The sequence below is a fragment of the Alkalispirochaeta americana genome, from assembly GCF_900156105.1.
In the GTDB taxonomy this organism is placed as follows: domain Bacteria; phylum Spirochaetota; class Spirochaetia; order DSM-27196; family Alkalispirochaetaceae; genus Alkalispirochaeta; species Alkalispirochaeta americana.
Genome location: NZ_FTMS01000002.1, coordinates 217,130 through 231,960 on the forward strand (window position 1 = coordinate 217,130; position 14,831 = coordinate 231,960).

Annotated in this window: 12 protein-coding genes; 3 read left to right on the forward strand and 9 right to left on the reverse strand. The window is 57.2% G+C overall.

Annotated elements, in window-relative coordinates; translation table 11 throughout:
• Positions 1–19 precede the first annotated feature (19 nt).
• Positions 20–4,348 carry a translocation/assembly module TamB domain-containing protein gene (locus BW950_RS02610; RefSeq protein WP_076487728.1) on the reverse strand — a complete coding sequence of 1,443 codons (4,329 nt, stop codon included), beginning with the start codon at positions 4,346–4,348 and terminating at the stop codon, positions 20–22.
• A 50-nt stretch (positions 4,349–4,398) separates the two neighbouring features.
• On the opposite strand from BW950_RS02610, the gene tmk reads away from it, so the two are divergent.
• The gene (gene tmk / locus BW950_RS02615; protein ID WP_076487729.1) at positions 4,399–5,070 is read left to right on the forward strand and encodes a dTMP kinase; all 672 of its coding nucleotides are present in this window, start codon (positions 4,399–4,401) and stop codon (positions 5,068–5,070) included.
• Positions 5,071–5,226: 156 nt separating this feature from the next.
• Entirely contained in the window at positions 5,227–5,844 is a 618-nt protein-coding gene (locus tag BW950_RS02620; protein ID WP_076487730.1) for a DUF8513 domain-containing protein, read from the forward strand.
• A 21-nt stretch (positions 5,845–5,865) separates the two neighbouring features.
• Here BW950_RS02620 and queA read toward each other — a convergent pair whose 3' ends face one another.
• The 8 genes from queA to BW950_RS02660 all read right to left on the reverse strand — a co-directional run bounded on the left by queA (position 5,866) and on the right by BW950_RS02660 (position 12,945).
• Entirely contained in the window at positions 5,866–6,894 is a 1,029-nt protein-coding gene (gene queA / locus BW950_RS02625; RefSeq protein ID WP_076487785.1) for a tRNA preQ1(34) S-adenosylmethionine ribosyltransferase-isomerase QueA, read from the reverse strand.
• A complete protein-coding gene (ruvB, locus tag BW950_RS02630) occupies positions 6,869–7,900 on the reverse strand; it encodes a Holliday junction branch migration DNA helicase RuvB (protein ID WP_076487731.1) in 1,032 nt (343 codons plus the stop codon). The genes queA and ruvB overlap by 26 nt, the downstream gene beginning before the upstream one ends.
• Complete coding sequence (gene ruvA / locus BW950_RS02635; RefSeq protein ID WP_076487732.1) at positions 7,897–8,550, reverse strand: Holliday junction branch migration protein RuvA; 654 nt, start codon at positions 8,548–8,550, stop codon at positions 7,897–7,899. Before ruvA ends, ruvB begins: the two co-directional genes overlap by 4 nt.
• Before the next feature lie 3 nt (positions 8,551–8,553).
• Positions 8,554–9,033 (reverse strand): crossover junction endodeoxyribonuclease RuvC, encoded by a 480-nt coding sequence (gene ruvC / locus BW950_RS02640; protein WP_076487733.1) that lies wholly within the window; start codon positions 9,031–9,033, stop codon positions 8,554–8,556.
• Positions 9,033–9,776 (reverse strand): YebC/PmpR family DNA-binding transcriptional regulator, encoded by a 744-nt coding sequence (locus BW950_RS02645; RefSeq protein WP_076487734.1) that lies wholly within the window; start codon positions 9,774–9,776, stop codon positions 9,033–9,035. The genes ruvC and BW950_RS02645 overlap by 1 nt, the downstream gene beginning before the upstream one ends.
• A 99-nt stretch (positions 9,777–9,875) precedes the next feature.
• On the reverse strand, positions 9,876–11,189 hold the full coding sequence (locus BW950_RS02650; RefSeq protein WP_076487735.1) for a coproporphyrinogen-III oxidase family protein: 1,314 nt from the start codon (positions 11,187–11,189) through the stop codon (positions 9,876–9,878).
• 81 nt (positions 11,190–11,270) lie between these two features.
• The gene (locus BW950_RS02655; protein WP_076487736.1) at positions 11,271–11,897 is read right to left on the reverse strand and encodes a S26 family signal peptidase; all 627 of its coding nucleotides are present in this window, start codon (positions 11,895–11,897) and stop codon (positions 11,271–11,273) included.
• A gap of 64 nt (positions 11,898–11,961) precedes the next feature.
• Positions 11,962–12,945: a S26 family signal peptidase gene (locus tag BW950_RS02660; RefSeq protein WP_076487737.1), complete on the reverse strand. Its 984-nt coding sequence runs from the start codon at positions 12,943–12,945 to the stop codon at positions 11,962–11,964.
• A 127-nt stretch (positions 12,946–13,072) separates the two neighbouring features.
• Between BW950_RS02660 and BW950_RS02665 the strand changes: the two genes are divergently transcribed.
• On the forward strand, positions 13,073–14,743 hold the full coding sequence (locus tag BW950_RS02665; protein ID WP_076487738.1) for an SUMF1/EgtB/PvdO family nonheme iron enzyme: 1,671 nt from the start codon (positions 13,073–13,075) through the stop codon (positions 14,741–14,743).
• The last annotated feature ends 88 nt before the right edge of the window (positions 14,744–14,831 follow it).

Sequence of the window (14,831 nt, forward strand, 5' to 3'; positions counted from 1 at the left end):
TCATGCTCCCTAAAAATAATCAATATGAAAATGACCACAGAAACGAGAAGGTGTTATCTCTTACAAAGAGCTCCTCAGGATTCTGCGGAGCAAGATTCCACTCCAGCATAAAAAATGGCGTCTGCCATTCTAAACTAATTTCTGAATCTATCAATACCCCTCCGACGCGCTGAAATCCCTGATTGTCGCCAAACATATCGGGGTCCCGGGCCCGCATCTGGATAACAGTCTGGCCGAAGACGCTATCGCCAATGTAGCGACCAAAGAAAATGGACGTATTATTGAGATAGGTTCCCAGAGTGGGTGCCGTTTGAAGGGCTTCCTCCTCAACGGGCGTGATCGCCGTGAGAAGGATATTCTGGATCACGCTGGTTCGAATTGCAAACAAATCCAGATCAAGCCTGTCCCGGACAGCGTTTTCGAACTGACGAAAAAACCCGAACTGGGTAACCAGATCGGTGGTGGAAAGAAGCGCCGAGGGTACATTGGAAGCGCTCTCTCCCGTGGTCTGAAAGATATTGCCGCCGAGAATGGCTACAATCTCGGCTCCATCCAGAGGCGGGTTTGACTCGAAACGGGGGCTGAACTCGCTCAAACGCTGACGATTGGCTACGAGATAGATTCGCACCGGGCCCTCCGGGGTGGCCTCGCGCAGCTCTGCCCGCAGGGTGATTCGGGGATCAAACTCCACGTGGCTCTCTCTGAACTCTACAGAACCTTCGCGCAAGAGAAAGCTCCGGTCAAAATAGAGGACATCGCCACTCTGAATATCGATGACACCCATCAGGGAAAAGACGCCCTCCCGGGTATCAAGAACGAGCTGAACCCCCTGGTCAAGAGCAAAATTGCTCCGCAGGATGGGGATATCCGTATCAGGCCAGATGAACCGGACTCCCCTGCCTGTGCTGATCCGCAGATCGGTCGTCATATGGGGGCCTTCCATCAACTCGGGGTCAAAATCGGCAGCCACGGCAAGCTCCGTTCCATAGAGCGTCACCGCACCGGTGAGATCCAGATCCTGGAGTGTCCCGGCCACCCGCATGGACCCCCGGGCAAAACCATCGACGTGCATGGGCCCAAAGGTGGCAGCCACACGGCCACCAGTCTCGCCCGGTATCTCCAGATCGATCCGGTACTCCTCAAAGTCCAGATTATTCAGAAGAATCTGAGCCGAGACGTAGAGCGAGGCCAGTCCTGCGGGAGTTTGAGTGCGCTGCATTCGCACCTGGTTCCCCTCGAAGATAAGGACGGTATTCAAGGGACCCACGGAGTCAGGAGAAAAGGGGGTCGCAATTTTCGCATCCCGCACTGCCAGCGTTCCAAACAGGTCGGGATCACCGGGGGGGCCAATCGCTCGCAGGGATCCCCTCATCGTCCCCTGTTCAAGATTGAAGCTCTGGAGAATCGGGGGCAAGGCGAGATGGTCCATCTCGATGTGGATATCCGAGATGGTAAGCTCGATCCGTTCGGGAGAGACAAATCCTTTTGCCCGCCCCCGGAAGGGCCTGTCTCCCGCCACAAGGAAGTCGATCTCTCCCTGGTCGGTGAGATGCATGCGAATGACCCGGTCCTGGCGCTCCAGGAGGGTCTCTTCGGCGGTTCGCAGAAGACGATACCGCAAGGAGCGAGGATCCACGGGAGGCTCTCCTGCGGGCTGCTTCAGAGTCAGAACAAGATCGAGGGGCATCTCCCGAAGAACATCGAGCTCAAGTACTTCCAGCGGAGCTGTCTCACCCGAAAAGACGAGATCGATCTCCTGATCTTCTTGCTCCTGTCTTCGTCTTTGCGCGTAGAGTTCGCCCTCGATCGCCCCACTCTTCCGGTTTAACACAGCCTGAGGGATTTCAAGGTGAGTGGTGCCGTAGGTGAATGTTCCCTGGTTCATCCGCAGACGTTCCTGATCACCCTGGACAAAAAAACGGAAGGCCAGAGGAATACCCCGCACGAGGAGCGACTCCGATTCCAGAAAAACCCGAAAATCGGGAGCCCCGGGATCGCCCACCATTTGAACGGTGCCGGTCAGGTTTCCCTCCTCAACCTGGGGTGAGAGCCGTCTGGCTGGAGCCTCGGCGAAGCGAAGATCCAGAGCGATATTTTCCCCGGCGTAACGGGCGGCAAGTCGGTACTGTTCCGGGGAATCCAGCCCGGAAAAGCCTCCCGTCAACGACACTTCCAGATCATCCCGTTCCAGGCGATATCGCGCCTGAATCGAACCAGCCAGGGTGCTCACCTGATCATCCAGTTCGGTGACGGCCAGATGAAAGGTCTCGGGATGAAAGGCCGCTGCAAAGGTTGCCCGGCCCAGGCGGTGGTTTGGCAGAGGGAGGTTTCGAAGGTCTGCATCCTGAATCGTCAGGTACCAATCACTCCTGTTATAATAGAGCGCCTCGAAATCCGCAGTCATCCGGAGATTCCCCACGGGCAAGGGGGTGTTGCGAGTGCGTGCAGTCAGAGAAAGGGCTCCTCCCGAGGTGCGCCGCAGGGTTGCAGAAAATCCCTGGGGCCCCCGCAGCTCCAGAACGCCTTCAGAGAAGAAAATACCGTCCAGAAAATAGGGGAACCCGTTTACGGTGAAATCAACCGAGAAAGTAATCTCATCACCCTTGAGGAGATCCACATCACCGGACCCGGCAATGGTAATGTCCCCTTCCCGGAGATAGAACTGTCTTATAGAGAGCTGGCCATTCCGATAGGTTGCCGAGACAACCCCCTGGCGCTGGGGAATAGCCTTGTCCCAAACTGACAGATACGGGACGCGGACCAAAAGATCCCCTTCCCGCCGGTCGAAACGGGCAGTTCCACTCGCACGATAATCGGGAGCACCAGGGGCGGAATGCGGGAGCGGAAAGGGAAGCTCCAGGTGGAGCGCCTCGGCTGCCGAGACCAGGCCCAGGAGATCTACCTGATCGAGTTCTATTTCTCCCGTAATGTCGTCCAGGATATTTCCCCCGGCAGCGTATCGCGCCGAGCCTCGAAGTTGTCCCGGAACGTCCTCTTCCAGAGAAACAGCAAAATCCAGCGAGTTATAGCGGCCCCTCCGCAAATGATGCCCTGCCAGATTATAGAAAGGGAGCCCGTTGACCTGAAGCTTTTCGGCGCTCAGCCCCAAGGTATCGGAAGAGGCGCTCACAGAGACCGTCCCGTCCAAAAGCGGGGATCCTGCGTAGGAGAAACCGGAAAAACTGACTCTTCCGTCGGGAGCCTGAGCGTGACGCCTCCAGGATCCGGAAAAATACGCTCGTCCCCGGGTTCCCCGGAGTGTGAGCGACGGAAGCTTCAGAAGGTCCGGTGTGAGTTGAAATGTTGCCACCAGGGGTAGCGGCTCAGGCAGGGCTTTGTGTCGCACGGTTCCCGAGATCTCTCCCCGGGCCTCCTGAAACCCCTCGTGACCATCGAACACTACGTACGATCGGGTTGTTACCGGACTTCGCAGCCACTCGTTCCATGGACTCCAGGGGCCATGAAATCGCACCAGTGAAGCGGGAAGAAAGCCTTCACTTTGAAGCTGAAGTTGAAGGGTCTCCCGGGACAGATCAATCTCCGCGATGATGTCCAGAGCATCGTGACTTCGTATTCGCTCTACCCTGAGGGAATCGCCATGTCGTTCCAGTCGGAGCGTCAAATCCCGGGTTGTAAAGTGGCTTCCGCCGATAGCGCCTAGCTCCAGGGTAACTCCTGCTACATCACCGGCCCTGCTTCCGCTAAAACTTGCTGAAAGACGGGTCTGCACCACAAAGGGATCTCCCTGCACTTCAGTAAACAGGGAGCTCTCTGCCCGGAGGTATCCCTCCAGGGAAGTCCGGCCAAGCTCCACCTCGGCCGAGACTCCCTCCAGGAGAACCGTCTGCAACGATTCCTGACGAGCTGTATCAGGAAAAAAGAGGGCATGGTGAAGCGAGCCCTGTTCTACAAAGATTTTTATTTCCCGGCGGCCCGTACCGTCTCCGCGAAAGAAGGCGATCGTCTGCAACCACTGCTCCTGCTCCTTCAGGGTAGAAATCCTGACCTGGGGCGAGCGGAGCCGGACTTCAGGAATCATGCGGTGCCTGTCGCCACGAAGAATATGGGGGAGGCTGAGGCCAACAGAGACAGCCTGGGCCGAGGCTGCTCCATCGGAAAGCCGCACCCCGTGGAGTGTGATTCCCCGCAAAACCGAGGGGCTGACCGAGTCCCAGGAGACGTCCTGGGCGATCGCTGACTCAAACTCTTCCACCAGAAGAGATCGAATTTCCAAAAGACGAACCTCGGTGCGCGGGATGAGCCAGAACACCCCAGCAACCAGGGACGCCGTTACCGCGGACATGACGAGAAAGAGCAGAATGTTTCGAGTGAGTTGCTTCCTGTTCATTCCTCAATCCCGTATAGTCATGGTATCACATTACCCAGGGAGCATGCACGATGCCGCACCTTTCCCGGTCCGAAGATGTCTGGCCGGATTTCATTGTTTTCGAGGGTCTTGACGGGGCCGGGACAACAACCCAGGCACAACGTCTGACCGAATATCTTGGCCGCGAAGGTCAGGCTGAATTTACCTGTGAGCCCACAGATTTTGCAACAGGCACCGTCATTCGGCGTCTCTTGAAAGGGCCTGAATACGTTCGTCCCGAAACTCTGGCGCTCCTCTTTGCGGCTGACCGGAACGAACATCTTTTCCGACCGAACCAGGGAATAAAAGACCGCCTGGCCGCAGGGCATGTGGTTGTATGCGATCGATACCTCTTCTCCTCGTTGGCGTATCAGGGATACCTGGCAGAAACCGGACTCGTGGAACGGCTGAATGCAGGATTCCCCCTGCCGCAGCACCTCTTTTTTATCGACACATCCCTGGACGAGGCCCACCGGAGGATATCGCTCCGTGAAGAGCGGGACTCCCTTGAAACACGGGAGATTCAGGAACAGGTTGCCCTTCGATACCGTCGGGTTATCAGGGATTTTTCCCTTCTTCCTCCTGTTCAGCGGGGCGACATGAAAATCCATACCCTCTCGGGAGACCGGAGCGAAGACGATATCTTCCACGATGTTCTGGCCGCCCTGTCCCTGGAGGAGCACAGACCTGAAGGCGGAACCTGAAGACCCTGAAGACCCTGAAGACCCTGAAGAACCTGAAGAACCTGAAGAACCTGAAGAACCTGAAGAACCTGAAACAGACAGGAATCCTCCTGGTTTCCCGTGAAGACCCTCGAATCATCACTTGTGCTTCCCTCCAGGCATGCCGATAGGAGCACTATGAGGTCTCGTCTTTTCCTCCTGTGGACCCTGGCGGGGGTCTTTCTCCTGACCCCGGCCTTTCCAGGGGTCTCTTCGTCCCGCTTGATCTACCGGGAACAGTTATACCGACTCTATCATCAGCATTTCTACGCCTCTCCCCAGCGAATCGCAGAAAACATCTACTGGCTGGAGCAGGCCCTGCGAAGCGATTTTGCAAATCCCCTCTACGCCCTGGCAAGGATCTCTAACGAGCGGGAGTGGGAATGGTATCGCTACCTCTTCTCGATGCATATCAACTTGAAACTTACTGAACTGTACCTGCAATGGGGCACACAGTACATGAAATTCGAGGCTTTTTTTTACAACGCCCCCTGGCAACGACAAAATCTTGAGAGTCTGGAGCGAGCCGAGGAACTTTTTCGCTACGCCCTGGTCTACTGGGATGAGGCCCAGCGATGGAGTCAGGAAGCAGCACCGATCCGTTTCATCAGCCTGGACCGCATCCAGTACTGGGAAGACCAGCACCACCGGATACGCAGGGGATCGCTGAATTACGGCAGAATCATCGAACGCCACCTGGACCGGGTGGCTGAAGTTCGCTCGGCTTTTGAAGCGATGGACGAATCAACCTACTGACCGGCATCGTAGCGGCACCCCTTACCTGATCAGCATGGCGTCGCCATAGGAAAAAAAGCGGTATCGTTCTTCCACGGCCTGGCGGTACCACTCTTTGATATCCTCAGGAGTGGCAAAGGCGCTTACCAGAGCCAGCAGGGTGCTCCCGGGGGTGTGAAAATTGGTAAAAAGCTGATCCACCACCCGGAATCGGTAACCGGGGTAGATAAAAATTCCCGTTTCGTCTTCTCCCGCCTCCACCCTCTGGAGAGCCTCGTTCCAGGCAGACTCCAGCGTGCGCACCGCCGTGGTTCCCACAGCAAGGACGGGCCGTCCTTCGTCCTTTGCCTTCCCGATCGCCCGGGCTGTCTCCCGAGAGACACTGTAGCGCTCACTGTGCATTTTGTGCTCTTCAAGGACCTCCGTCCTTACGGGAAGAAAGGTGCCGATCCCCACGTGAAGGGTAACAAAGTGGATCTCAACCCCTCGATCCCCCAGGGCCTGGAGCATATCCCGGGTAAAATGCAACCCCGCCGTGGGGGCCGCCACGCTTCCCACGGTGCGGGCATAGACCGTCTGATATCGCTGGGCATCGTCGGAGGAATCGCTCCGGTGGATATAAGGGGGCAACGGAATGTGACCGTGCTCCTCAAGCCACTGATCCGTTACAGGCTGCGAGAAGGTGAGTTCCCGGTAGGGTGGTTCCACAGAAGAGATCCGTGCTGTGACCCCCGAGGGATCAAAGCGAAAGACACGTCCCAGACGTTGCTTCTTTGTGTTGGGGCCGATCGCAAGCCACCGATTTTCCCCGCGGGGCTCCACCAGAAGAAATTCCTGGCTGGAACCGGTATCCACCGTCCTGGCATAGACCCGGGCACGACGGACACGGGAATCGTTGAAGACCATCACCGTCCCGGGCGCTACCGCGTCGATGATATCGGTCATGACCCGATGCTCTACACCACCTGTTGCCCGGTGAGCCAGAAAGAGGCGGCTCGCACCCCGCTCCCGGGGCGGCTCCTGGGCGATCAGTTCCTGGGGTAAATCAAAAAAGAGATCGCTGGTCTTCACCTGTTTCATCTCCTGGAAGCCCGAGTACAGCGTAGGCTCGAGGCGTGGCAATCCGGCCCCGGGCGGTACGCTGAAGAAGGCCCTGCTGGATAAGAAAGGGCTCGTAAAAAACTTCCAGGGAGTCCAGCTCCTCCCCCACCGATATAGCCAGCGTCTCAGCTCCTACAGGCCCGCCTTGATACATTTCCACGATAGCCCGAAGGATCTGCCGATCCTGCTCTTCGAGACCGTACTGATCGATGTTAAGCCGTTCCATCCCCTCCCGGACAACAGCCCCGGTAATTACTCCCTCACCCAGAATCTGGGCGAAGTCGCGCATCCTCCGGACCAGACGGTTTGCCACCCGGGGGGTTCCCCGGCAGGTATCAGCAAGAAGAAGAACCGCTTCTTCCCGAATAGCTATTTCCAGGATGGACGAGGTGCGGCGGATAATTGCCGCGAGCTCATCCTGAGTATAGTAATCCAGACGGACAGGGATTCCGAAGCGCGTATACAGGGGGCTTGCCACCATGCCGGGCCTGGTGGTTGCTCCCACCAGAGTGAAACGCGGCAGAGGAACTCTCAGGGTGCGTGCGCTGGGCCCCTGCCCGATCACCCAATCGATCTCGTAGTCCTCCATGGCCACATAGAGCATCTCTTCCAGAGAGCTCTTCAGTCGGTGAATCTCGTCGATAAAGAAGACCGTCCCCTCCTGGAGTGACGTCAGTATACCGGCCAGATCCTTGGGCTTTTCCAGAGCCGGCGCCGCCGTAACCCGCAGGTCGGCGCCCATCTCGTGGGCGATGATGCTGGCCAGGGTGGTTTTTCCCAGCCCTGGCGGCCCCGAGAGGAAAACATGGTCCAGCGATTCCTGCCGCTCCCGGGCCGCCTGGATAAAAACACGCAGATTCGCCTTGATTTGCTCCTGACCCAAAAAGTCTTCCAGCAACCGTGGCCGCAGCTCGTTTTCCCGGTGGTCCTGCTCTTCGAAGTCGGGTCGCAGAGGATGCTCGTCGTTGGATGTCATGAACTCAACTCCCTGATGGCCCGGCGGAACAGCTCCTGTTCCTGCTGATCGGTGACAGCCGAGGCGCTCCCCTTCCGGGAAGACTCCCCGTCGGGGGGTGACAGGCTTTTTAGCTCCCCGTAGAGACGATCCAGTACCTTTCGAACCGCCCCTTTATCGTAGCCCATATCTACCAGTGCCGTGGCCAGCTCTTCCAGGGGACCTGCCGGAGCGGGTGAAGAGGCCTTGCCGGAAGGTTCCTCCCGGACCAGATGCCCTTTCAACTGGAGAATCATCTTCTGGGCCGTTTTGGTCCCCAGTCCCGGAATTCGGGTCAGGGACGAAAGATCCTCTTCTTCCAGAAACTGGGTAAGCTGCGTTACGGTAGTTCCCGAGAGGATTTTCAGGGCCTGGCGCGGTCCTATGCCGGGAACGGTGATGAGTTGCAAAAAGGCCTGGCGCTCTGAATCGGTCCAGAATCCGAAGAGTTTCAAGAGATCTTCGCGAGTTTGCAGGTACACCAGGAGTCGGACGGGCTCACTTCGTTCTGCGGCCAGAGACGCCTGGAAGGTCGCGGCGCTCACCTCAAGTTCCCACTCGATACCGCCAGTTTCCAGAAAGAGAAACGGAAACTGATGCCCCGAGATCCGTCCTGTCAGGCTATGAAACATCGATCACCTCCCAAAGCAACTATGCAGGCGTGTAACAGCGGCTGCAAGCGCGTCAGCAGCATGGTCAGGCCGAGGGGGGGCCTTTAGCCCCAGAATAACGCGGACCATCTGGATAACCTGCTCCTTATCGGCTTGACCGTTTCCTACAACGGCTTGCTTGATCTGTTGCGGGGTGTATTCCTGCGCATCAAGGCGAAACTGGGCAAGCGCCAAAAGAACCACCCCCCGAGCCTGGGCCACGGGAATGGCGCTGGTGACGTTTTTTGTGAAGTAAAGCCCTTCAATCCCGGCATAGTCCGGCCTGTGGGTCCGAAGAAGATCGGAAAGCACAGAGTATATGGTTTCCAGACGCTCACCCGATGAAGCATGAGCCGACGTTTTGATCACTCCGAAATCGAGACATTCCAGACGACCCCCGGCTTCCCGGATAATTCCATAGCCCGTCGAGGCAAGGCCCGGGTCCACGCCGAGGATTACCGCCATCAGCCCTCGGGATCGAAATCGTCGGGGATATCCAGGTTGGTAGCGACCTCCTGGACATCGTCATGATCGTCCAGAAGCTCTATCAGCCGGATGGCCTTCCGGGTTTTCTCAGGATCAAGGGAGACCGTGGCATCGGGAACCCGCGATATTTCTGCCATATCGTGCTCAAACCCTGCCGAGCCGAGAGCTTCCAGAACCGCCTCGAAGTCATCGGGAGCGGTGGTTACCTCAATTGTTCCGCCACTGTCGGCGACGTCGTCGGCACCGGCCTCAAGGGCCACTTCCATGATTTCGTCCTCGCTGTACCGCTCGGCGCTGTACGCGATAACACCCTTGCGGTTAAAGAGGTAGGAGACACAGCCGTTTTCCCCCAGGTTTCCCCCGTTCTTGGCAAGAATGCTTCGAACATCGGCAGCGGTGCGGTTCTTGTTATCCGTCAGGGCGTCGATCAGGATCGCAACCCCACCGGGTCCGTAGCCCTCGTAGGAGAGCTCCACGTAATCGGCTCCACCAAGCTCGCCGGTTCCTTTTTTTATCGCCCTGTCTATGTTGTCCTTGGGCATGTTGGCGCCCTTGGCTTTGGTTATAGCCGTGCGGAGGCGGGGATTGCTCTCGAGTTCGCCACCCCCGAGACGCGCGGCGATGGTTATTTCCTTGATTATCTTTGAGAAAACTTTTCCGCGCTTTGCATCCTGCGCGCCTTTTTTGTGCCGTATTGTGGCCCATTTACTATGGCCGGACATGAAATCTCCTCTGGGTATCTGGAGTGGTGAAAGGAAACTATCACTTGACCCCGGAGGTGTCAAGGTTTTGGCAGTTTCGGGGGGTGTGGTTTCAGCGGTTCATCGGGCAGCGTTTCCGGTCTCGTTGATTTCCCGGAAGGCCTCCCTGAGAAAGGTGTCCAGAAGCATCCAGTGCCGGGGGGCAAGGCGGTACCATCCTTCGCTTGCATCGCCTTCTTTGCGGTCCTCTTTGGCCCCAGGGATGGGAACCTTCCAGCGGTCGAGTGTTTCGGGGATAAACGATTCCAGGGGAGCCCCAAAGCGATCCAGGAAGGTCCTGCGCGATATCCCCCGGCGCGTGCGAAAGCCCATCATGATTACCTCCTTGAGGTAGTCCGTCGGGGAGATTTCTTCAATCTCCAGTCCCCGGGAAGGATCAGAGCAGTAGAGGGCCAGATCACGGGTATTGGTAAGACGGCGTGGTGAGGGCGAGAGGATGGTTCCCACCGCACCAGGACCGATCCCCAAGTAAGGTCTCATCTGCCAGTAGGCACAGTTGTGGTGGCTCTCGCTATCAGGCAGGGCGTAACTTGAAACCTCGTAACGGGAAAACCCCCGACCACGCAACAAGTGATCCAGAAAGGCTCGTTCCGCCAGAATCTCTTCCTCGGGAGCGGTCCGGAAGGTTCCCCGGCGAAGATCCCGACCCAGGGGAGTTTCCGGTTCCAGGGTGAGTTCATAGACCGAAAGATGATCCGCACCGGCGGCAAGGACCCCCTCAAGATCCTGTTGCAAGGCGCTGTTGTTTCGGCCGGGGATTCCGGCGATGATATCAGCACTCCAGCGTCGCTGTTTGCCTGCCGCATCTCGCCAGTGATTGTGCACCAGATCGATACCCCGCTGGACAGTGTCGGGATCTATTTTCCGGCCGATTCGCTGAAGCGCCCCTGCGTCAAGGGATTGTACTCCCACAGAGAGGCGGTTGATCCCTGCCTGGCTGGCTTCTTCCAGAAATTGTGGCGTTATGTCTTCAGGGTTTGCCTCCAGAGTAGCCTCCTTGGCAAGACCCAAACGCCGCACAAGGGCAAAGAGCTTCTTCCGTGCTGTGGGAACCAGCGCAGAAGGCGTGCCCCCGCCAAGATACATCGTGGCAAGAGGGGCGCCACCCGAGGCGGGTGTATCCGGAGCAGACGCACCAGGGACAGAGCCAGACAGCCCGTCCTGCCCGGGTAGCCCGTTCTGCCCGGGGGGGTAATCCGAAGGGGTTTCATCCAGAAGGAGCGGGAGGAGTTCCTCAGCCTGACGGGAAATTGCCTCCACCACCTCATTCTGACGCTTTTCGGAGACGCCACAACGGGTATAGAAATCGCAGTAATCGCAACGGGATCTGCAAAAGGGGATATGGATATAGAGGTGGCCACCAATCAGGTTCACAAAGCCCTCAACGGCATAGTGCCCTCAGGGAAATACCGGAAATACCGGAAATACCAGGAGACATCTCAAGTGGTTTCATGGCTACATCTCCGGGAGGTTTTCTGCTGCCTGCTGCTCCTTCCGGGGATACAGAACCTTTCTGCGCTCCCGAGGCCATACGATGGACTGAACGCGAAACAGCAGATCCTCCTCAGAAACCACTCCGACAACCCGCGAATCGGCTCTTCCTGGTTCCAGGGCGAGAAGGAAAACCTCTCCCTCCTGAACCAGGATCTCTTCCTGGCGATGAGGAAGATCACGATGAAGGTAGGGAATCGTGTATCGGGCGGATCCCACAGAGACCCCCTGATGATCCCAGATGACACGATCGCCGGGCAGGGCTGCCACAAATCTCAAAACCGGGCCACCCACAGGATGCGGATAGGGTTCCCGGGGGCCATCGCTACGAAACCGGGCGATCCGTTCCCGCAAGGTAGGTGTTGTCCGAAACGGTGCGCGTGCAAACACAAGGGTTCCTCTTTGAAGAACCTTGGTGTCGCGGTGAGCCAGCACCAGATCTCCCTCGACAAGAAGTGGAGCAAGAGATGTTCCCTGGACGGATATCAAGGCCGGGCCATAGGATCGAAATCCCACGTAGACCGCCACCACAAAGAGAAGATGCAACACCAGAATGCCCCGGAGACCTTTGCGTTTTGATCTATCGCTCACAGTAGACGCTCACAGCAGATGCTCACAATCCAGCCGTACCAACTCTGGGAAATCATGAAAGGCCTCAGTGGATACGCCCCATTCTGTCGAGTGGCCAGTAAATAACCATGGATCGGCCCAGAACGTTCTCTTCATGAACCGGGCCAAAGTAACGCCCGTCCCGGGAATTGTCCCGGTTGTCTCCCAGGCCGAAAATGCGCTCCGGGGGCACATACCATCCATTCTCGATAAATTGATAGCGCTGACGATAGCGGGTGTTGTGAGGTGCCGCCGAAAAAAGCGTGCCCTGACGAACCAGCTCGAACGCAAAGGGGTCTCGTATTCCTCTGTGCTGAAGACGTGCCAGGGCCTCAGATTCTTTCCTTGACAGGGAGATATTCAGATCTCTGTAAGCCAGGGCCCGGGCTCCCTCGTGGAGTATCTCGTAGTCGGAATCATCCAGGAGGCGTTGCAGGGTGTAATGCTTTCCCGTGAGTTCCTGAAACTCCTCCTCGGGAACCCAGCGGTCCCCACCGGGAGGGAGAACCTGGAGGTTTCCGTAGAGATCGTTGCGAAACCGATCGCCGCCAACTCCCACGGCACGTTTGATCAAGAGTTGCGCACGGGCCTCGTCGCTGATAGCATCCCGGTCAATATCGACCAGCGATAACGTCAACATATAGATAGTGCGCTGTGCGATGGTAAAGAGTGTTCCTCTACTGATGTAGGAGGGGTTCAGAAAGATGAGCACATCGTTGCGCTGGGGCCTTACAAGACCGGGTAATTTTTGAAGGCCCGGCAGGAGCTCCGGACCATAGAGCATCTTGTTGACGAAAATTCTGTCGCCTTCAATAAAGGTGCGAATCATGGATCCCGAGGGAATTCGATAGGCCTGAAGAAAGAACTGATTGATCACCAGCACAAGAAGCGCCGCTTGAAAGAAGGCCTCGACCCAGTCTCGAACCGGATGCTTGCGAGCCTGTTTCAGACGACTTTTTGCCTTTCTGCGAGCCCTCAGGGTGAGTAGATATTCCGTAAACTGTACCAAGCGGAGAGAGAACGCACGCATGGGACGGAGGCTATCACGCGATAGAAGGGTTGACAAGCACATCGCTCGTTGACACGCCCGAAGGGGCTACCTATACTCCCTAGCTGGAACTGCCCTGAATCGAGCCGCACCAGAACATGGGAAGAATATGAAAAACACCTGGAAAAATATTACCTCCGAAGAAGAGCTTAAAACGGTTTTTGTTACGTTGCCTCCCCTTTTTGGTGTAAAACCTCTGGTTTACGTTCCCCTCATGTGGGCTTTTGCCCTGGTAACGCTCCTCTTCTTTCTTCTGCTTTTCCCCGGGCTCCGTCGCTATGGCTCCATGGTGACTGTAGAGACCGTTCCGGCAGGCTCTTCGGTATATATTGACGGTTTTCTTCAGGGGAAAGCACCTCTTGAGACGTTTCTCCCCGCAGGAAAGAGGGAGATCCGCACAGAACTGGCGGGATTCGAAACGGTACGAAAAACCGTCCCGATTTCCGGTCGTCGTCTGGGAAGTCTCGTGGCTCCTCGACGAACCACCCTGACCGTTCGTTTTGCCAAGGCGGACCGGGGCAAAATCCGGACTGAAACGGTTGCCGACTTTGCAGCCTGGTCCCTGGGTACCGGTCCCGGGGGGCAATTCCAGCACCCTCCCGTGGCACGAGACGGAGCACGCCGACTCTGGACGGCTCTTTCCTTCGACCCACCTGATGCCCCGGGATCTCCTCAGGGCGAAGGCACCCCGCTTGAGACGGAACATCTCCGGAACCTCGTTGCCCATGCCCGCCCCCATCAGATTGCCGATCTTCTGGGAGCCGTACTTCGTATTCAAAACCCCGGAGGTTCTTTTCACGGCGGTTCCGTGGCAAAGGCAGTACAATTTTTTATACATCTTGATAATAAATATCAGGGATTTTACCGCCTCGCTGAGGATCTCTTTCCTGAAGATCTTCTGCGGGCAACGTCGGAGAGCTCCTTCTCTAATGCCGTCGCCGAGTGGTCCCGGACACGCGAGGATAATCGCTCCACCACCATACTGGCCACCTCGGGATTTCTGGAAAAGAGGCCCCCCCATGACATCCAGACCCGAGAAGCAGCACAACTTACGTTTTCCAAAGTTCCCCCAGGCCCCTACATAACTGGCTACCCACTTCACCAGGAAGGATCGTCGGGGAAGGTCATCGATTTTCCCGATTCCTTCTGGATACAGACCAGGTTAGTCAACCGGAGAGATTTCGCCCGTTTCCTCACCGAGAATCCCCAGTGGGCACCCGAGAACAGAGACGATCCGGGGTATTTGCAGGATTGGCCCGAAACATGGCGCGATTGGGTCCACACAGCTCCGGTTCGTCAGAGCCCACCCGAAGCAGAGAAACCCCTGCGCTTTGTCCCTCGTCCGGCAGCAGAGGCCTTTGCCCGATGGGTTCAGGACAGGGCCCGTGAGGAGGGTCAGATACCTTCACATGCGACAGTTCGTCTGCCCTCCTCGGAAGAATGGGAATACGCAGCATTTCTCAACGGCTCCCAGGAAGAATCCCCCGCCGGCACAAACTCCCGACCACAACGGGAAGGAAGCTTCGAGTCCTTCCACCGGTCTCCTCCCGGGGTCCTGGGGCTTGTTTCAATGAGAGGGTTTCTCTGGCAGTGGACCAGCGATTGGTACGGAAATAATGATCAGACCCTTACCCCTTCCCGGGGATATCACGCCACGGTACGGGGCGGAAGTTTCGCAAACTCCCCCACCCTCGACCCGGTGGTTCGAGGCAGCCAACCGCCGGACTGGGCAACACCCTTCCTGGGCTTCAGGCTGGTCCTTCTTGAGGAAAGCCAATGAAGGCCCCCCAAGGATGTTTTTCCCGGGAAATCTTTTTCCCCAGGCCTCCGGTTTTCATGATACAGGACCGAGAGCAACGCAACTGCAT